The sequence below is a fragment of the Bacteroidota bacterium genome (assembly GCA_039714315.1).
Taxonomy (GTDB): domain Bacteria; phylum Bacteroidota; class Bacteroidia; order Flavobacteriales; family JADGDT01; genus JADGDT01.
This window is the reverse complement of the sequence record JBDLJM010000043.1, coordinates 1-22123: the sequence shown is the minus strand read 5'-3', so window position 1 is coordinate 22123 and position 22123 is coordinate 1. Positions and strand designations below refer to the sequence as shown.

Here is a 22123-nt window from a genome sequence, read left to right as displayed (position 1 = left end):
TTAATTCCTGTGTCACAGATTTGACACAGTCTTTAAAACGAAACAGCCGAACTATCAGTGTTTACTGATGTTCGGCTGTTTTTGGCGGAGAAGGAGGGATTCGAACCCCCGGAGGTGTGACCCTCGCTGGTTTTCAAGACCAGTGCATTCGACCACTCTGCCACTTCTCCAATATGTATCAGGACGTCTTCCTGATTGCGGGTGCAAATATAATAGCTTTTTATAAATGCAAAAACTTTTTTCTTATTTTTATTGAAAATAATATTCTCTTTAGTTTTTTCTATTTAACTATCGATTTTTAATATTGTTTATCAGTTAAAAGAAAACATATTTTTTTAAATTTTGTTTTGTTTAAATTAAAATATAAAAACCAATTAAAATACTGATTATGAATAACTTGTTTAAGTTCGATCTTTCTAATTTGCGGGGTGATATACTTGGAGGAATTACTGCGGGTGTTGTTGCGTTACCATTAGCACTAGCCTTTGGTGTTAGTTCGGGGCTTGGACCCGATGCCGGATTATATGGTGCTATATTCATTAGCTTTTTAGGTTCGTTATTTGGTGGAACAAAAACTCAAATTTCGGGACCTACTGCTCCTATGACAGCAGTAAGTATGGTAATTATTGCCGATATTGTTGGTGTTTTCGATGGCGATGTTGCTTCGGCTTTACCACTTATACTTAGCGTTTTTGTTATGGCTGCATTGTTTCAAATAGCTTTTGGACTAATTGGAATTGGAAGCTATATAAAATACATGCCTTACCCCGTAGTATCGGGTTTTATGACAGCAATTGGAGTTATTATTCTTATTACTCAAATACTCCCGGCTGTTGGCTATTACCCAAAAGAGGACATGGATTATGTTCTGAAGTTCAAACCACAGGCTGAGGAAATATTGCTTGATAAAATACTAAGGGAAGAAGCCGGAGAAGGAATACTGGTTTTAGACGATTTTAAACAAACTATCGAAAGAGCTGACGATATTTCGGAAGATGATATTTTAGCCGAATCTAAAGATTTAGCAGCAAAAGATGCCTCAGGTGTATTGGGCTCAGTAAAAACTATACCACAGGCTATTAAAAATATTAGTATAGTGGAGTTTTTATTAACTCTTTCTACAATTATTATGATTTATGGTTTTAAACGCATTGCTAAGACTATACCCAGTACATTAATTGCTTTGGTAATTGCTACAAGCGTTGCTATTGCTTTTAATATCGATTACCGTACCATTGAGCAAATACCCTCTGGATTGCCTATTCCTAATTTCGAAATATTTACAGGATTTAGTATAAGCAATATGTTGCCTTTTGTGTTTAGTGCGTTTACCCTGGCATTATTAGGTTCTATTGATTCACTTCTTACCTCAATTGTAGCCGATAATATGACTAGAACCCGCCACAAGCCAAACAAGGAACTTATTGGTCAGGGTATTGGTAATGCGGTGTCTGCAATTTTTGGAGGAATACCCGGTGCAGGTGCTACTATAAGAACTGTTGTTAATATTAACGCAGGTGGTAAAACTCGTATTTCCGGAATGGCTTCCGGAGTGTTATTGTTAATAGTTTTAATGGCATTGGGACCATTGGCATCTAAAATACCTGCTGCTGTTTTGGCAGGAATACTTATTACCGTAGGTATAGGAGTAATGGATTTTAAAGGATTAAAAGCTTTACCCGGAATGCCATTGCCGGAGGCCGGAGTTCTTGTGTTGGTATTGGTGTTGTCGTCGGTGTGGAATTTGGTTTATGCAGTAGGTATTGGAATGGTAATTTCGTCGCTGATGTTTATGAAAAATATTGGTGATATGACCGCAAATTACTCTGGAATAGTATCACTCAGAAAGGAAGAAGAGTGGGACGATGAAATTGATTTGCCCGAAAACTTAAAAGATAAAACCTTTATTAAGCATATAAAAGGGCCACTGTTTTTTGGATCGGCAAGTGAATTTCAGCAACTTGCACGCCAGATACCCGACACGTCTACGGCAATTATTATAAGAATGGAAAATATGTCCTATTTAGATCAGTCGGGATTGTTTGTGCTGGAAGATATGCTGGTAGATTTGTGTAAATCGAATCGAAAAATACTAATAGTGGGCTTAAACAATCAGCCTAAGTATATGTTGGAAAATATAGATATTATTCCTGACCTTATACCTAATACACAACTATTTGATAACTTTAAGGATTGCCTAGTGTGGATGAAGGATAATATTGACGAAACTAATAGTGATTATTGTAGTTAATAGATATAATAGCATTATATTCACTGCAAATTACAAACATGAAATTAAGTGAAATAAAACAAATATTTGAAGACGCATTCGATAAGCATTTCGAGAGTAAAAATGAATTAATTACCCAGTTTTGGATGTTGTCGGAAGCTGTTTTTGAGATTAGTCGTTTGGAATTTGCACTGGAACCTAATTTTGAACCTCCTAAATTCGCAATTGACAAGTTTAATTCGTATTGTGAAAGATTAAAAGGTCATGAGCCGATACAATATATAACAGGGAAGGCTTATTTTTACGGTCATAGCTTTATAGTGAATGAAAATGTACTTATCCCACGCCCCGAAACAGAAGAGTTACTCGATTGGGTTCTGATGGATTATGAGCATAAGCAAATAGATATTCTTGATGTGGCAACCGGTAGCGGGTGTATAGCGATATCATTAAAAGATAATAAAACCCAATCTGATGTTTGGGCTCTTGATATCTCGAGTGATGCTCTTGATGTTGCCCGGGAAAATAACATGCTGGTAAATAACGGGGTCAATTTTGTTAAGGCAGATGCTCTTAATCTCGTTGCAGATGAGACTTTTGCTGAAAAAGAATTTGATGTAATAGTTAGCAATCCGCCATATGTTATGAATAGAGAAAAAAGTTCAATGAAATCGAATGTGATGGATTATGAACCGCATTTGGCTCTTTTTGTTGAAGATGATGATCCCTTGATTTTTTATCGTCAGATAATGAAATATGCCTCAACAAACCTAAAAGATAAAGGAAGTTTGTATTTTGAGATAAACCAGAACCTATCTGAATCGATGAAAGAAATGGCAGCTGATTTAGGTTTTGTAAATATAGAGTTGAGAAAAGATTTTAGGGGGAATTTCAGGATGATGAAGATGCTTAAAGCATGATGGTAACCAGCAATCAGTAACATGTAACCAAAAAAATGAACAGCATAGAATCAAAAATACAAGCGTTAAGAGAAGAATTGCATCAGCATAATTATAACTATTATATTCTGGATAAGCCTATAGTTTCTGATTATGAATTTGATATGAAATTGAAGGAACTTCAGGATTTGGAGGAGAAATATCCGGAGTTTGCCGATAGTAATTCGCCTACACAACGTGTTGGTGGATATGTGACGAAAAAATTCAACACTATCCAGCATAGAAATCGCATGTATTCTTTAGACAATTCTTATTCGTATGAAGAGTTGGAGGATTATGAGAAAAGAATAAAAAAACTGGTTGAGGATGAGGATATAGAGTATGTATGTGAACTGAAGTATGACGGGGCATCGATCAGTCTTAGCTATGAGGACGGAAAACTCACTCAGGCCCTCACAAGGGGAGATGGCTTTCAGGGAGATGATGTTACCGCCAATATACGGACAATTAAATCTATACCTTTAATTTTACATGGAGATTATCCTGATAGCTTTGATATTCGAGGGGAAATAGTTTTTCCAAATGAAGATTTTGAAAAACTGAATAATTCGCGAATAAAAAATGGAGAAGAACCTTATGCTAATCCCCGAAATTTGGCCAGTGGAACTTTAAAAATGCAGGACAGTAAAGAGGTAGCCAGACGACCATTGGAGTGTTTGTTGTATTTTTTGGTTGGGGAAGATATTAGCGTTGAATCTCAGTTTGATGCATTGGAAAAAGCCAGATCAATGGGGTTCAAGGTTCCTGAGATTTCAGAAAAGTTTAAAAATATTGAAGGAGTAAAAGGTTTTATTGAAAAATGGGATACAAAACGACATGAGCTAAAATATGAAACGGATGGTGTAGTAATAAAAGTAAATTCTCTTTCACAACAGGAAGAGTTAGGCTACACGGCTAAAGCTCCACGATGGGCTATAGCCTATAAGTTTAAGGCAGAGCAAAAATCTACTGTATTAAAGGAAATTACTTATCAGGTAGGAAGGACCGGAGCTGTAACGCCTGTTGCAAATCTGGAAGCTGTTCAGTTGGCAGGTACTGTAGTTAAAAGGGCTTCTCTTCATAATGCCGATCAAATAGAGAAACTTGATATTAGGGTTGGCGATACTGTATTTGTTGAAAAAGGAGGGGAGATAATACCAAAAATTATAGGAGTTGACTTTTCGAAGCGCCATACTGATTCTTCTAAAACAGAGTACATAGAGACATGTCCGGAGTGCGGCAGTGAGTTGGTACGTAAGGAAAACGAAGCTCAACATTATTGTCTTAATTCTTATAATTGTCCACCGCAGATAAAAGGTAAAATAGAGCATTTTATTTCGCGAAAAGCGATGGATATTGATGGTTTGGGCGCAGAAACAATAGATCTGTTGTTTAGTGTGGGCTTAATTCATAATATAGGTGATCTGTATGATCTGAAAAGTAAAAAAACGGAGTTACTTTCTTTAGACAGGATGGCCGAAAAATCGGTTAACAATTTATTGGAAGGAATTGAAGCATCTAAAAATATTGAATTTGAAAAGGTGTTGTTTGCTCTGGGGATACGGTATGTAGGTGAAACGGTAGCGAAGAAGCTTGCTAGGTATTTTAAATCGATCGACTCTATATGTAATGCTACTTTCGAAGAGTTAGTGCAAGTTGATGAAATAGGGGAAAGAATTGCAGAAAGCGTTATTTCGTATTTTAATGATAACAGAAATATTGAAATATTGAATGTTCTAAAGGCTAATGGCTTAAATTTTGTTATAGACGAAAGTGAAATTGATGGAAGTTCTGATGTGTTATCGGGAAAGACTTTTGTTGTATCAGGTGTTTTTGAAAATTATTCAAGAAACGATTTAAAAAAGGAAATAGAGAAGTACGGAGGTAAGATAAGCTCCTCAATATCAAAAAAGACAGATTTTTTGGTAGCAGGAGAAAAAATGGGTCCGAGTAAACTGGAAAAAGCTAATAAGTTAGAGGTTAAAATTATCAGTGAACCGGAATTTGTGGAGATGATAAGGTGATATTGCTTTTTTGAATAAATAAAATAATAGTAGTGAATATACCCGGTAATTAGCTCCCGGGTATTTTTTTTTAGTTATAACATATCTTAAAAGTGAGAAAGAACTTACGCGAGTAGTAAGGGTATAATTGTGTGATTTACAAGAATTTGACGAAGAATGTAGTGTATTTAGTTAATATTTAGGTGTTAATAATTTGCAAGTATTTTCTGTAAAATCTTTCTTTTTTAGGGAAAATGCTTGCGTCTAAGATACTTTTGACCTATTTTTGAAACACTAGACAGCTTATTAATTTTAAAAGTTAAGTTGTTCAAATCCATAATAATACTCATGATATGATAAGAAAACTACTTGTTTATTTAGTTGGAATATTCTTACTGACATCCGGAAATACCTTTGGGCAGGACCTTCCAATATTTCCATATAAGCTAAGTCCTTCAGAGCGAATAAAGGTATTGTCTAAAACACAACAGGAAGGAAGTCCTTCTGTTAAAATTCCTTACTTGGCCACAAATTTTGTTTGTCGTGAAGATGTTTTAGAGTTATGGGATAATCATTCACGCGACTCTGTATTAAATATCATGAATTCGGCATTGTATAATAATGTTGGTACATTTTCAGTAACACCTGAAGGCAGAGGAGTATCAATTGACGCTACTACGGGAGAACTTAGTATCACCGGAGAGACCGGCAAAGAAGTAGAGGCCGGCGTATATACAGTAAATCTGGATTATGGCTCTCGGGGCTATGAAGTGTTTTTCTTTGCTCCGGAAGGTAGTAATGCAACGAGTGAATTATGGAAAACCGGTCCGTCATATAAAAGTGATATGACCAATAGTTTTATTGTTGATGGTAAAGAATACATTTATGTGGCAAACAATAACCATGGGATGTATGTTGAAATGCCGGATGGAAATAATGAGCAAATATTAAAAGCATGGGCAGGAGATGACCTGGAGGTTGGAATTGATCCTATTTATAGTGGAGGTGTGGCCGAATATCCGGTTCACATGCTTAAATTTTATAATAACGTAATTGTAAATTTGTTTACAGAGGATAAAGAAATAGTTTCCAGAGTTGCGAACTTATCGACTGTTGAATACGGGAAGGTAGAATTTGATGATGTTTTTATAAATTATGATCCTGAAGATCCGGGTACACCTGATTTTCACACATCTCAGTGGCGTGGACGAATCCGTTACGATAATGCTGACGGGATAACATCCGGAACAGCAGGTATGGAAACAAATCCACAAATAACACAGGCTGCTTTTTCCGATAATGGCAATTTATTTTATGTGAGAAGTAAACTTGACGGAAGCAGTAACAGCCTTCCGGGAGAGTTATACTTCATACCAACTCTTCAGGTATTGAGAATGGCCGGTGATGATCAAATACCCGTAAATCCTGCATCAAGTACAAATGTTGATACAGATCCTGGAAATTTATTGAATTCGCGCCCCATTAGGATAGTTGATAAAAGTAACAATCCATTAATTGTAGATCTTGGAGATTTGGTTATTAAAAATCCAAATAGTTACACTTATAGCGATTTCGAAAATTACGTTAAAGGTTTCGGACTTACTTTAGATAAAGAAGAAGGTGGTATTTGGAATGATAACTGGCTTACATATCTGGATCCGGGTAGTGCTTCATCGAAAGTAAACGGGGCTCATAGTTTAAGTGAAGATTGGGAATTTTATTTTACATCTTCAGAGTATACCGGAGATACAGATAAATCAGAGTGGTTTGTTAAATCAAAAATATATAAGGCTAAATTAGATTTGTCTGATTTAAGTGATATTAAGTTAGTAGTTCAGGAAGAATTCCCATTAAATGATGTAAATGTACCTGTTACAGGTTTAGGACTTGATAAAAATGGTTGTTTGTTTTTTATAGCTGGGAATACTCAATTTGCTCTTGTGAGAATATTTGGATGGGGAGGAACATGTCCTCCGCCGGCTGATATTTCAGCTCCATTTGTGGTTATAGATACTATTTCTGATGTTAATGCGCAAATTTGTCCTGCAAATTCGTATGATATTACTTCAACAGTACCTGATTTCCTGAAAACATCTACAGCATATGTGCATCCAAAGGGAGAACCTTATAATCCAACTTTAGAAGATCCTGTTTATCAGCCTGAGTTAAAGAAAATAGTAAATGTAAAGTATACTTACGTAAACGGAGATCCTATATCTAATCCTTCAGCGGTTGGAGTTGGAACTTATAGAGTTTGGGTAGAGCAGGCCGATAATGGTAATCCTAATTTAGTTAATGGTAAATATGATTTACAGGGTAAATGTGTTGAAAATCCATGGTACTATACTGTTAACGTAACAATAGCACCGGCAGATATTCCTAACAATATTAATCCTCCTACAGCGGAAGTATGTTATGGAGAAACTTTTAATTTAGAGTCAACAACTGCCTGGTACGATCCTAATGTATATGATCCGATAGTATTTTTAGAATCTGACGGAACTACACTTGTAACAGATGCAACAGCTGTACCCGCCGGGGATTATTTTATTTCAATAACGGATAATTGTAGTGGGAATACAGAGATTTTCCCTTATACGGTTACCGAAACGCAAGATTTAACCCTTGATTTTGATTATCCGGCAAATAATTGTGGAGGAGTTACAATCTCTCCAATTATTAATTCAGGAGATGTTAGTCTTGGAAAGTTTGATTTTAGAATTCAGGGACAAACAGAATGGACAGATAGAATTGATGCAACGGTTATAGATCCTAATTCAGGAGATATTATAAGACCTGTTGCAGGTACAACCTACGAAGTTAAATACTCTGTTCCTGATCAGGGAAATGGTTGTGGTTCGTTCGAAGTAATAAAAACTGTTGTAATAGAAACAGATATAAGTAATCCTGATCCTTTAGATATTGAAAAAGAAAATGATGCAGGAGTTTGTAGTGCATTGGTTGATCTGACAAAACCGGATATTAATGAAGGTTGTGCAAGTGTTACAGGGCTGACAATAACTGTTGACGGAGTACCTGTTAATCTTGACCCCTTATCTACAAATGAATATAATTTCCCTGTAGGGGTATCGGTGGTTTCATATGGAGTAGAAGATTCAAATGGTAATCCTATACCTTTTGAGTATACAGTTACAGTAACAGATACAGAAGCACCTGTAATTACAGGTATGCCTGCCGATATAATTGTAGAAACCAGTTATCCGGATTGTGAATCATCTGCAAGCTGGACAGAGCCTACTGCAAGTGATAATTGTACTTCTGATGTTGAGGTAATTGTTACTGCTGAAGACAAGGACGGAGTTAGTTTTACTCCAATTAATGGAGGATCGTTCCCGATAGGAATAAATACTATTACATATACTGTAACTGATGAAGCCGGAAACACAGTTTCGGAATCATTTACAATTACGGTTAATGATGCGCATCCGCCGAAGATTGATGCCTCAACTTTCCCTGAAGATGTAGGACCTCAGTGTGAACCTGAAGTTACATTGTCTGAAGTTCAGTTAACTGAAAGCTGCGGAAGTGGAACTATTACAAACGATTTTAACCCTGAAGGAGGAGGTGATGCATCAGGTACTTATCCTTATGGACAAACTACGGTTGTAACTTTTACTGTAAAAGATGCGCAGGGTAATGTTACTGATACAAAAACCTTGAATGTTACTATTAATGAAGAATTAATAGTTTCCATAGATGGTCCTGTTAATGTCGACGATGGTTATGAATTTGATCTTGTCGCTAATGTAACAAGTGGAACTGTACAATCGTATGATTGGACTACAGTTTCCGGTTCGGTAGAATTCGTTAGGGGGTCAGCCACTGAAGCTACTGCTCATGTGAAAATAGAAGGTGATGCTACAATTCAGGTTGAAGTTGAAAGTGCTGAAGGTTGTACAGCAATTGCACAGATTAATATAACTTCTTCCGGTGATTGTGTAATACCTAATGTTATTACTCCGAATGGCGATGGCTACAACGATGTGTTTGAAGTACCATGTCTAAGTAAATATGAAAACAATCATATGAGAATATACGACCGATGGGGACAAACAGTATTCGAAACAGATAATTACCAAAATAACTGGAATGGAACCAACCAGAACGGGGATTTATTGACGGGTACTTACTATTACGAGTTTACGTCTTCTAATCAACCCACAAAAAGCGGGTATGTAGTTGTAGTTCGATAACCTAAATCACGATGAAAATGAAAAAATTTAACATAATCACATTTTTTTTGTTGGCGATGATATTCGGACAACATGAATTAAAAGCGCAGACTCAACATAATATTGCACCATTAAAAGGTAGATTAACACAGTATATGTTACATCAGCCTTTTATTAACCCGGCTGCGATGGGTAGTTATGAAACTTTCACAGCAGCAGCTTTTTACAGAAATCAATGGGTAGGCATGAATGGTACTCCTAATGTTCAGGGACTTGATGCTACAATCCCGATCGGCGAAGTGAATTTTTTGGGAGCAAGTATTTTAAGAGATGATATTGGGGGAGGATATGAAAAAAGGTATGACTTCAATATCAATTATGCTTTTAAGCTGAGGTTAACAGATAATGACTATTTGTCTTTGGGACTTAGTGCCGGGGGAGATTATATTGTTAATGATTATAGTGAATTATACGGGATAGCTAACGACCCATCCTTACCTACCGGAACAGAATCATTTTTTGCTCCGAATATGAGGTTGGGCTTATATTATTTTAGAAATAGAGTTTATGTTGGAGCTGCATTGTCTAATCTCTTTTCTACTACCGAAGATAAAACAGAGTCAAGCGGTTATAGAACGAATTATTTAGACTGGAATGAAGTTGATTACATGGGGCATGCAGGTGTTAGAATTCCTGTAGGCGATTATTGGGATTTAGATTTGTCTACTTTGGGAAGGTATAGAGCAACAGCAAAATTTCAGGCAGATTTTAATGCACAGTTTATATATGATAAAATTATAGGAATTGGTGCTACATATCGTACAAGTAATGAGGTGGCTTTTATGGCTAATTTCCGTTTCTTAGATCATTTCAGACTTGGTTATGCGTATGGAACTTTCGTAAATGAATTGAGTAACTCAAATTCAGGTACTCATGAAATTATGTTAATATATCAATTAGGCAGTCCAAAAGGATCTGCAATAGTAATTCCTAGATTCTAACTCTTAATGATTAATGACATTAAATCTCTATAGGAACTATAGTTCATACCAATAGTAATGGTAATTAAAAGGGATAGCATTTTACCTTAACAAAAAAATATTCGCATGAAAAAACTTTATATATTTTTACTAATCTTTTCGTTCTCTATTACAGTTGTAGGACAGCGAAGATCTATAAAAAAGGCTGATGAGTACTTCGAAATTAATTACTTTTCAGAGTCAATAACATACTACGAGGAGGCTGAAGCCGATAGGAATATAGGTGAAGATTTAGCCCACGTTACAAGAAGACTTGCAGAAGCTAATTATAATATTTTTGATTACAGAAAATCACTTTATTGGTATCAAAATCTATTTGGAATGAATACCAAGCTTAGTGAAGAAGACTATTATAATTATGGGGCAGTTTTAAGAATTGCAGGTTATTACGAAAAAGCGAAAGAGAAATTCTTTCAATATGCTAATTTGGTGGGAGATGAAGATCTAAAAGAATATTATAAAAATCTGTCTGATTGGAGTGAAACAAATAAAAAAGAGGCTCCAATTGAGGTTTTTAATACTGATGTATCTATAGGCGATCGAAGCTTAGGTGTAGCATATTATGGAGATGGATTATTATATTCCGAAACGAAGACAGACTTTTCCGGAGAAGTAACTCCTTTTTATAATTTAGTTTATGCAGAAACCGATGAAGAGATTTTTGAGAGTTCTAAAAAACTTGTAGGTTTTCATAATAATGAGTTTTTTAACGGTGGAGCATTTTTCGATAAGACAGATTCAACTTTATATTTTACAAGTAATGCTTCAGATAGAAAAAAATACAGATCAATATCTCCTGGCGATTACCTCAGTAAAGAAGGAGTTAATAACCTGAGAATATACAGTACAAAGTTTGAGAATGGTGAGTTTCAAAAGAGAAAGGATTTAAAAATCAATAATAATAATTTTAGTAATGCTCATCCGAGCTTAACTAAAAATGGAGATACATTGTACTTTGCATCAAACAGAAAAGGAGGTGTTGGAGGATATGATCTTTACAGAAGTGTAAAAAAAGGAGACAAATGGACGACTGCTGAAAATTTAGGACCGAAAGTGAATACAGATCAAAATGAGATGTTTCCGTTTGTACTTGGAAATAAACTATATTTTGCATCCTATGGTCATTTGAATTATGGAGGATCAGATATTTTTGAATCGCTTATCGGTGAAGACGGATCAATTTCTAAGCCTGAAAATCTTGGGAAGCCATATAATTCAACGGTTGATGATTTTGGATTAATAATGAATTCACTGAAAGCTGATGGTTATTTCTCCAGTAATAGAAATGATACAAGTGGTTACGATAGAATTTACTATTATAAAAAGGCACCTGCTGACACAGTAAATGCAATTGCTAAAACGAGATTTAATTTAGAGCCGGTAGATAGTGTTAAGATTGATTTGTATCAGGTAGTAGGAGATGATGAAAGTCTTGCAATGACCGGGTTAACGGATACGGCAGGAACATTGCCGATTGTTTTGGAGAAAGGAAAAGAATACAAGGCTTATTTTATAAAAGAAGGTTATAAGCCGGACTCTATTGCAAAGGTAATTCCTAAGACGAACCGAAAAGATATTGTAGCTTTGTTTGATAGTGCTCCAATACCGGGAGCTGCCAAGGAAATAAAAAATATATATTTCGAATTTGATAAATGGAATATTCTCGAAGAGTCTAAGCCGGTTCTGGATCAGCTTTATTATTACATGAAGGAATATCCGGAGATAAATGTATTTATTGGTGCTCATACAGATTGTATAGGAACTGAGTTGTATAATTACAAACTTTCAGATAAGAGAGCAGAGTCTACAATTGAATATTTGATACAAAAAGGTGTGCATCCTGACAGATTAACCTGGAAAGGATATGGTAAGTCTCAGTTGAAGGTTAAGTGTGGAGAATGTTTAAAATGTACTTCTGAACAGCATCAACAAAATCGTAGAGTTACATTTGAAATTAAAGTACCCGGTCAGGAGGAAGAAAGTGAATCTTCGGTTGAAGAGGAAACAGAGATACAGATAGAAGAAAACGAAGAGTAAAAGCGCTTTATATTTATTGATTAGCCCCTTAATTTATTAATTATAGGGGCTGATACGTGTTAATAACATTTTGGTAAAAAGTATAGAGTTCATTTCTTTATTTGTTTACAAACAATATATTTGTAGCTGACCTTATTGCATTAAAAATAATATTTTATGAAAATATATATATTACTTCTGTTATCAGTTGTTGTGGCCTTAAGTTCCTGTGTGTCAACTAAGGAGCTTACGTATTTGCAGGAGAAAAGTGAGCAGCAGTTAGATTCGTTAGGGTATCAACCCTTGCAAAGATCTGAATATCGTATTCAGATAAATGACATCTTAAACATAAGTATTAAGTCTTTTGATGAAAAAGCTTCTAATATTTTTAATGCTTATGTTGATCGGGGAACAGTTCAGATAAGTGATGCAATTATTTATATTAAAGGAAATTCTGTTGATAATACAGGTTTTGTAGAGCTTCCGGTTATTGGACAGGTTCATGTAGAAGGGTTAACACTTTCTCAGGTAAAATCAAGTATTGAAAAAGAACTTTATAAATATTTTAAGGAAGATGCTGTTTATTTAAAGGTTCAGTTAGCCGGAATCAGATATTCGATAGTTGGAGAGATAAATCGTCCGGGAAAATATGTGATATACCAAAATCAGGCTAATATATTTGAGGCAATTGCTTATGCCGGCGATATTACTATGGTAGGAAAACGTGATAATGTTCAAATAATCAGACAGATGCCTGATGGTGTGAAAATTTTTAATATTGACCTTACCGATCGTAATGTAATAAATTCACCATATTATTTTGTACAGCCCAATGATGTTATAAACATCCAGCCGTTGAAGGCAAAATCATGGGGTATTGGAACAGAAGGGTTTACAACCTTGTTGTCAGTGCTTACCTTAGTTTCAACAACCTTGCTAATTGTTGTTAACCTGCAGCAATTTGCGAACTAATTTGCCAAAATTATAATAGACCGATTAGAAGATGGAGAGTAATCAAAACAATATACCACAACTTGAGCCAATTGATCTTAGAGAGTTATTCTTTAAGATATTTAATTATTGGCTATATATAGTAGCTACCGTTATTGTTTTCTTAGCCGGAGCGTATTTGTTTAACAGGTATTCTACACGTTTGTATAAAACGGAGATGACTTTGTTGATCGAAGAAGATGGAGGAGATACTTATGGAGCAGCTGCTATTATGAGTAACATGGGCTATGGAAACCCGAGACTTAATTTCTTTAACGAGAAACTTATATTAGAGTCTTATTCCCAGGTAGAAAGAACTGTAAAAAAGCTGGATTTTGGAATAAGCTATTACAGAATGGGTAGTTTTAAATCATCAGAAATATACAGGCCTGCTAAATTCAATGTAGAAGTTGACAGTTTACATCCACAAATTGTTGGAGTATTATTTGATGTCTCAATATCAGGCAAAAACAAAGTTAAGGTTGAGTTGGATTACGATGAAGAGGTTATGCCTAGAATATTTAACCTTAAGTTGCAGCAAGGAATAGAAGATATAGCTTTAGATTTTCGTTCAGGAGTATATAAGACAGGAGAATGGATAGAAGGTAATTCTTATAAGTTTAAAATTAATGTATTAGATAAAGAAGTTGATGAATTTAAATTCATTTTACATACTGAAAGCGCCCTTGCTAACAGGTATTATAAGGCTGTTAAAATAGCTCCAAGTGAAGAAGAGTCATCCGGGATGAATTTAAGTATGATCGGAGCATTGGCTATTAAAGATCAGGTATTCCTTAATACTTTTGCAGATACTTATATTCAATATGGTTTAGATCAAAAAAATGCCATTTCCGACAATACAATGGATTTTATTGATAGACAGGTTGTTGGGATTCAGGATTCATTGAATTATACAGAAAATCAACTTCAGAAGTTTAGGTCAGAGAATAAAGTTATTGATTTAAGTTCAGAGGGGTCGAGTTTGTTCGATCAATTTATGGAGGTTGAAAATGAGCTTGCCCGTGAGAATTTTAGCCTTGAATATTATAAGTCTATAGATGATTATATATCTGAAAATGAAGATTTTTCAGAAATGAGTGCGCCTTCTGTAATGGGCGTAGCTGATCCCTTACTGAATAATATGATTATGAACCTGACTAATTTATACGGGCAGAAAACCGAAGTACTTGCTACGGCAAGTGAAAATAACCCTCAGGTAACAGCAATTAATAATCAAATAAGTTATACCAAAAAACTTTTAGAAGAGAATATTTCAAACATTATATCCAGCTCAAAGTTAAAAATTAAAGATTTAGAGAGACGTTTGGGAGAATTGGAGAGTAGAGTAATGAATCTGCCAAAAACCGAACGTGCATATATTAGAATTGAGAGAAAATTTAAGCTTAATGAAGGTTTATATACTTTTTTGATGGAAAAACGTGCTGAGGCTGGTATAGCAAAGGCAAGTAATATTCCTGATAATAAGGTTATTGATTATGCAATGACCGATAGAGCCCCGCTTAAGCCTAAGACTAAATTAACTTACGCTATTGCATTGTTGCTGGGGATGATTATTCCTATTGGAATTATTTTAATTCTCGATTACTTAAATACGAAGATTGTAAGCAGGAAACAACTTGAAAAACTTACACGTATTCCAATCTTAGGAGTTATTGGTCATTCCGACCTTGAATCTAATCTTATAGTTCATGATAAGCCTAAAACATCTGTTGCAGAATCGTTTAGGGCCATTAGAGCTAATTTACAGTATATCTTAAAGGATAAAAAGGCTGAGGAATCAAAAGTTATTCTGGTAACTTCTTCTATTGGAGGAGAAGGAAAAACTTTTACAAGTATGAATTTGGCAACTGTATTGGCCAATGGAGGTCGTAAGACTGTGTTAATTGGGATGGATTTGCGTAAGCCAAAAATTTTCAATGATTTTGGATTAAAAAATACTGTTGGTTTATCTAATTATTTAATTGGTCAGGGTACTAAAGAAGAAATATTGCAACAAACATTTATAGACAATTTATATATTATTTCTGCCGGAGCTGTACCTCCAAATCCCTCAGAATTGCTACTTGACCAACGTCTTGATAGATTAATCGATGACCTGAAAAAGGAATTTGAATACATTATTTTAGATACACCTCCTGTAGGCTTGGTTGCTGATGCATTCCAGTTGATGCATTTAAGTGATACCAATCTGTTTATGGTAAGACAAAACTATACTGAAAAAGAAGTGCTGGAATTCATCAATGATAAGTTCGAAAATAAAATTGTCGAGCACCTTAGTATTGTATTTAACGATTTTACTCCTGATTCAAGTTATGGTTACGGCTATGGCTATGGCTATGGCTATGGTTACGGATATGGATATTATGAGGAAGAAGATGAGAGACTAAAAAAGTCAATGATTAGTCGATTGTTAAAACGAAAATAATATCTGATAATATCCGGATGTCGTCACGAGAAGAATATTTTATAGAAGAAACAGGAGATGAACTTTTCGATTTAAGAGGGATTCTCCTAAAGCTGGTTGATTATTGGCATTATTTTGTAATAGCCATAGCAGTCTCGTTGGTGGTGGCATTTGCGAAAAACTATATTACTCTTCCAACATATGAACTCGATACTGTAATTGCCATCAAGGAAGAAAAGAATCCTTTTTTGTCATCAAGTGTATCGTTGATGTTTAATTGGGGAGGAGCTTCAGATAAAATTCAGACTGTAATAAGTATTCTTAAATCCAGGACTCATAACGAAACTGTAGTTAAAAATCTGGGATTAGATGTATCAGTTTATAGAATGGAGCACTTTAAAGAGATAAAACTCTATGATGAAGCACCATTTTACCCCGAAATAGACAGAGATTATAATCAGATAATTTCCAGTCCCTTATTTGTTAAGGTTTTAAATAATGAAGAGTATTCTATACGAATACCTAAGATGATTTCTTATTCTTTATTCGATTTTCAGAATGATAAGCCTAAGTATTCCTCGGGAGAGTTTGAAGAGCAGGTGTTTATTGTAAAATTTGATGATTGGTTTGAAACCCCTTTTTTCAGAGTAAAGCTCAATAAGAATTTTATTGATGATAGCTTTTCGGATAAAACCGAGTATAAATTGCAGATTAGCAATTACAACAATGTTGTTTCAGGTTTTATGCAGAATGTTAAAATAAAGCAGAAAACTAAAGATGCCTCAATTTTACAGATTAGTTTACGAGGTCAGAATAAAAGTGAAATAGTGCGTTACCTTAATGAAACAACTAAGGTTTTTCAACAGTATGAATTGGAAGAGAAAAACAGGGTTGCAACTAATACTATTGGTTTTATCGATAAGCAATTAAGTGGAGTTACTGATACTTTGAGAGATGCAGAACAGAGACTTCAAAAGTTTAGAGAAAGTAATAAACTTTTGGACGTAAGTAGTGAAGCAAATCGAATATACACCCGGATTGCAGAATTAGAAGCCTTAAAAGCCTCCATAAATCTTCAATTACGCTACTATTCATATCTAAATGATTATATAGAAAGTAATGATAGTTATACAGGTATAACAGCACCCACTGTTGTAGGGGTTGAGGATGTACTATTGATAAATCTTGTTAGTCAAATTACCCAGCTCAGTATAGAGAAAACCAAAGCAACTTATGCTAATACTGACTTAAATCCTATGATGGATAATTATGACAAACAGTTGGAGGTTTTAAAAAATACTTTGATCGAATATATAGATAACCTGATTGCCACAACAAATATTTCAAAAGAACAATTAGAAGAGAGACTAGCAGAAATAAATGACAAGATTCAAGAATTGCCTGGTAGCGAGCAGAAATGGTTAAATATTAAGCGTTTTTATGATTTGTCGGAACAGCAGTATAATTTTTTACTCCAGAAACGGTCTGAAGCTGGTATAGTAAAGGCTGCTAATATGTCTGATGTAAAACTGTTGGATGTTGCAAAAGATGTAGGGCAGGGGCCGGTGGCGCCAAATCCGATGATGAATTATGTTATTTCACTGGTTGTAGGATTCTTATTGCCTTTGTTATTGATTTTATCAGTTGAATTTTTTAATAACAAGATTCAATCACCTAGCGATATAGAAGGAAAATATTCAATACCTCTTCTGGGTATGATCGGACATAGTGAGTTAGATAATAATTTGGTTGTAGCCAATAGCAGTAAATCCGGAATTGCCGAATCGTTCAGGAGCTTGCGTTCAAGTCTTCAGTTTGTCTTTAGGAGGAAAGGAAATGAATTGGGAAATAAAACTATTTTGATTACTTCCTCTGTAGGTAGTGAAGGAAAAACTTTTACTTCAATTAATTTAGCCACAGTGCTTTCCTTGAGTGGTAAAAAGACTCTGCTGATGGGGGTTGATTTGAGGAAACCAAAGATTTATAATGATTTTGGTTTATCGAACGAAAATGGCTTGTCAAATTTTCTGATAGGGCAGGTTTCTTATGATCAAATAATACAATCTACTTCATACGATAATTTAGATATAATTTCATCTGGACCCATACCTCCGAATCCATCTGAATTACTTCTGGAGGATTCCTTATATGAATTACTGCTTGATCTTAAAAAAGAGTATGATTATATTGTTATAGATAGTCCCCCTGTCGGACTTGTTTCTGATGCATATCAACTTATGCAGTATTCTGATGCAAATATTTACATAGTACGTCAAAATTACACAGATAAGGCTATTCTAAAATCAATTGATGATAAATATAGAAGTAAGGAGATCGAGAATATAGTTTTTGTGCTCAACGATTTTGTCTCTCTATCCGGTTATGGATATAGCTATGGTTATGGTTATTTTGATGAAGAGAAATTATCTTTTGCCCAAAAGGTTAAGAATTATTTTAGCTAGTCTATACTACTTAAAAATCATTTTAAAAGCTACAATAGCCATTAGAATTCCAAATACTTTTTGAATTATTTTAGGATCAATGCTAAGTGCAATTTTCGATCCAAAATACCCTCCGATCATGAAAGTTAGTGCAATTATAGCAGCATATTTCCAATTGATGTAGCCTTCGTTGTAATATCCTATTACTGCAGTAATACCTATTGGAGGGAGCATAGCGGCTATACTTGTTCCCTGAGCATCAAATTGTGAAAAACCAAGGATAAAAATAAGCATTGGAACGATTATTATTCCTCCTCCAACACCTACCAATCCGCTAACAACACCGGCTATAAGTCCGATTATAATTAGCCATATTAAGCTCATATAATCCATCAGAAATCTAAGTTTAGTGAAAAATAAAATATTCGTGGGAGTTTGACACCCGTATCCACACCCCATGCCCAATCGGCTCTAATAAAATATCCAAAAATTTGTGTTCTAAGACCAACTCCGTAACCAAAAACAATAGGGTCTTTTTGTCTGTCTAAAGTGATTTTTATCGGCCCGTTTTCTATCACTTCACTGTTAAGAGAGTTTTCTTTCGACCAAGGCGATAAACCTGTCCATGCAGTACCTGTATCAAAGAACGGTACTACCTGAAAATGTCGTAAAATACTCCAGTTTAATGGCGCTTCAAAAAAGTATTGAATTGCCGGGATTCTTAATTCTGTATTAGCAAGGAAGAAACTTGTCCCGTGTCGTACATTCTGCTTAAAGCCACGCATATTAGTCATTAAGGTTTGAAAACCGTAATTAATGTTTGGTGAAGGCCGTAGAGAATAGTCAAATCCGGGATTAAAACTATTGTCGACTCCTCCTAAGTAGTATGCAAGTCTTTCCGAACCTAATGATGTACCAATTGCAATTCTGTTGGCCCATATAATATTTCTGTGTACTCTTGCATAGTGTCTTGCATCAATACCAATATTTATCATTGTATTTTGGCCGCCATCAAGGCCTTTATACAGTTCTATAAATGTTTTTGTTCTTATACCCCTGTATAAATTTACGGAATAATTTATAGTGTTATCATATGTGTGGTCAAACCTAAGTGTTGTATAGTTTTGATATGTTAAAGGGAAAGCTAATGATAAATCATTTTTTGATAAAATTATTTGTTTGTCTCTTCTATATGCAATGGATCCTGAAACCGATGACACAGGAGTTATCGGGTAAGTTAATTTATATTGAAATTTGTTTGTAACAACTTTGATGCCTGTGTAATTTTCATTGTCTATTGTAGGAATATATGCTTCTGAAAAAACACTTCTTCTATAAAATAAATACGATTTATTCCATCGTTTATTTCTATCGTCAAATTGTAGTTTAAATTCGCTATTAGGGCTTAATGAAAGTCCTGAAACCGGTTGGAAGTTAGTTCTAAATCCTCCTGTTATTGAGTAGTTGTTAAAGACATCCGCTAAAGTTACTTCAAATAAACCGTTAAAACCTGCATTCATAAATACCGGTCCTCCGGTAAATATCTGATAATCGAGATTATCATTCGATTGGTCTATTTGTGTAGTAAGTTCTGTGGCAAAGTATATATTTCTGTACAGGCGCTTAAATCGATCGAATTTTTTACGATCAATAACTTCCATATATGGATATAAGCTATCGGGATTGCTTTTAAAGTTATATGTTTTTCCAAGTTTTCCATAGGCACCGTACATTCTGTATATTTCATCTTCAAATACGTAGTCATTTAAATCTATAGGGTATTGGGCAAACTCTATTTTCACTTCTGAAATATCATCCTTGAACTTAGGCTTTGCATTGGCTAATTCGTATTGATGCATTTTCTTTCTGTAATTAGCCGAATCTTCCAAGCCCTCGATGTATTGAATTCTATATTTTCCATCGTGAAAAGTAATCTGAGCATAGGCATCTAACTCTTTAGAATTCACGTGATTTAATATGGATTCAGAATCTGATAATTTATAATTGTCGAAAGTACTTCTGTAGTGAACAATTGTATCAACGTGGCTTACAATACTATCCATTTCGAACGCGTACTTGTTTTGGATGAAGTTATCGTCAAAAACCAAATACGATACTTCATTGTCACTAATTGCCTGAGGATTTATTTCGCTGACGTAATCAGTTTCTGTTGCTCTTTTTAGAATGGTTGATTTATTTTTTAAGTTGTATACATACAAATCTTTGTATTTTCGTCCAACTGCAAATCTTTTACTTTGAGTAATTGTATCTGAATACCTGTTGGAACTAAATACAATTTCTTTATCGTTGTTAATAAATATAGGTTCTATGTCGTCGAAACTGTCTTTAGTTAGGTTTTCCAGAACCTGAGTTCTCAGGTGGTAAACATATATGTCGGAGTATCCATCCCTAACAGCTGAAAATACCAATTTATCGCCGGTTTCAGAGAATGATAAACTATTTATTTTATCAACTACACCAAATGGCCGATTGTAGCTTTCATCATTTTCAATATTATACATAAACAGGAATACAGTTCCTTTGTTTTCCATGGCAATAGCAAGATTTTTTCCATCAGGATGCCATTGAATAAGCGGGTAGCTTAAATCTTCGTTTTGCGGAATTCTATATCCTCCCGAAAATATTTTCTTCTTTTTCTTCTCAGTTATATCAAGAAGATATACGTGGTACTGCCCTAATATATTTGTTGCATAAGCCGCTCTTTTCAGATCTTTTGACAGGCTTAGCTGAAATATTTGTTCTTCATTTCTCGATTTGGCCACTTCACTGTTCAGGTCGCTTAGGTCTTTTGAAAGGTCTAAACTATAAAAATCGGAATAATATTTTAGCCAGTCTTCTTTTACCTGTTTATAGTTTACTCCCAGAACAGACTCAAAACCTTCTTTTACATCTCTGTTCAGGTAGGCCATAAACACAACACTTGGAATTATATTTTCGCCATATTTATGCGAAAGATAATCCCATATTGAATAACCTAAAATCCTTGCATTCTCAGGAGTATAGGAGTAAAAGTTGTCTAAGTATCCTGAAGCTAGACCATCTCTGATTTTAGCCTCAATTTCAGGTGTTTTTTTAGAGGACATATAAAGTACTAAGCCATCAGAAAACCAACTTGGCAGTGACAAGTTTCTATATGTTTCAAGTCCTTTTTTAAAGTTGCTTCCGGTTATCAGATAATTGAGAAGCATCTCTGTTATTCCTGCACGCAGCTGTACTTTAAGATCATTGTGATCTCCGGTGCCGTATAAAAATATTTTATTTCCTTTTAGTCTGGTTATCCCACCGATGTTGTTGCTTTTATCTGAATTGTCGTTTAGATTACTTTGTTTTAAATCAGTTAGAGTGTTGTAGCAAATTACCTGAAACCTTTCATCAAAATTAAGTTTGAAGAATTTCGAGAGCTCTTTAAGTTCTTTATCAACATTAGTAACTACGTACTGTGCATTCCTGGAGCCTCTTTGGTAGAAAAACACATCGTATTGAGGAAGCCTGTAGTAGTTCCAGTCAAATTTGTTATAAACAACCCGGCTCTTACCAAAAGTTTGTTGTACTCCGTAAAAAAATTGTGAGTAAGCAATATTAGAGAAAGAAACAAAAAACCATATAAGTATTATGCTTCGGAAGAATGAATTGCTAATTGTCCTGATTTTCAATTTTAAATGATTTAATTTCTCCGGTTGATTTTGTATAGCTAATATATGAAATATGCATAATAAATATTAGGAATTTTATAGCTAAGTGCAGATGATTATATTTTTATGCAATTCACTTTTTTCATAAGACAGATATGCGATCAAAGTATAAATTAATAAATGGAGTAATGAGC

General features: G+C 34.6%; 11 protein-coding genes and 1 tRNA gene. 9 read left to right on the top strand and 3 right to left on the bottom strand.

What is annotated here, in order from left to right; all coding sequences use genetic code 11:
- Positions 1–82: 82 nt before the first annotated feature.
- A tRNA-Ser gene (locus tag ABFR62_06320) sits at positions 83–170 on the bottom strand.
- Between the two features lie 218 nt (positions 171–388).
- Here ABFR62_06320 and ABFR62_06315 point away from each other — a divergent pair.
- From ABFR62_06315 to ABFR62_06275, 9 genes are all read left to right on the top strand, one after another.
- Positions 389–2251 (top strand): SulP family inorganic anion transporter, encoded by a 1863-nt coding sequence (locus ABFR62_06315; protein ID MEN8138028.1) that lies wholly within the window; start codon positions 389–391, stop codon positions 2249–2251.
- A 38-nt stretch (positions 2252–2289) separates the two neighbouring features.
- Positions 2290–3150: a peptide chain release factor N(5)-glutamine methyltransferase gene (gene prmC, locus ABFR62_06310; protein MEN8138027.1), complete on the top strand. Its 861-nt coding sequence runs from the start codon at positions 2290–2292 to the stop codon at positions 3148–3150.
- A 35-nt stretch (positions 3151–3185) separates the two neighbouring features.
- Positions 3186–5192: an NAD-dependent DNA ligase LigA gene (gene ligA, locus ABFR62_06305; protein MEN8138026.1), complete on the top strand. Its 2007-nt coding sequence runs from the start codon at positions 3186–3188 to the stop codon at positions 5190–5192.
- Positions 5193–5524: 332 nt separating this feature from the next.
- Positions 5525–9385: a gliding motility-associated C-terminal domain-containing protein gene (locus tag ABFR62_06300; protein ID MEN8138025.1), complete on the top strand. Its 3861-nt coding sequence runs from the start codon at positions 5525–5527 to the stop codon at positions 9383–9385.
- 17 nt (positions 9386–9402) lie between these two features.
- Positions 9403–10365, top strand: coding sequence for a PorP/SprF family type IX secretion system membrane protein (locus tag ABFR62_06295; GenBank protein ID MEN8138024.1), 963 nt, complete (start codon positions 9403–9405; stop codon positions 10363–10365).
- Between the two features lie 105 nt (positions 10366–10470).
- Positions 10471–12441 (top strand): OmpA family protein, encoded by a 1971-nt coding sequence (locus ABFR62_06290; protein ID MEN8138023.1) that lies wholly within the window; start codon positions 10471–10473, stop codon positions 12439–12441.
- Positions 12442–12597: 156 nt separating this feature from the next.
- The gene (locus ABFR62_06285; GenBank protein MEN8138022.1) at positions 12598–13392 is read left to right on the top strand and encodes a polysaccharide biosynthesis/export family protein; all 795 of its coding nucleotides are present in this window, start codon (positions 12598–12600) and stop codon (positions 13390–13392) included.
- Between the two features lie 31 nt (positions 13393–13423).
- On the top strand, positions 13424–15856 hold the full coding sequence (locus ABFR62_06280) for a polysaccharide biosynthesis tyrosine autokinase (protein ID MEN8138021.1): 2433 nt from the start codon (positions 13424–13426) through the stop codon (positions 15854–15856).
- 17 nt (positions 15857–15873) lie between these two features.
- Positions 15874–18297, top strand: coding sequence for a polysaccharide biosynthesis tyrosine autokinase (locus tag ABFR62_06275; GenBank protein ID MEN8138020.1), 2424 nt, complete (start codon positions 15874–15876; stop codon positions 18295–18297).
- A 6-nt stretch (positions 18298–18303) separates the two neighbouring features.
- Here the strand turns inward: ABFR62_06275 and ABFR62_06270 are convergent, their stop codons facing one another.
- Together ABFR62_06270 and ABFR62_06265 are read right to left on the bottom strand one after the other, a co-directional pair.
- Positions 18304–18669, bottom strand: coding sequence for a sulfite exporter TauE/SafE family protein (locus ABFR62_06270; protein MEN8138019.1), 366 nt, complete (start codon positions 18667–18669; stop codon positions 18304–18306).
- A complete protein-coding gene (locus tag ABFR62_06265; GenBank protein MEN8138018.1) occupies positions 18669–21950 on the bottom strand; it encodes a hypothetical protein in 3282 nt (1093 codons plus the stop codon). The genes ABFR62_06270 and ABFR62_06265 overlap by 1 nt, the downstream gene beginning before the upstream one ends.
- Positions 21951–22123: the final 173 nt, after the last annotated feature.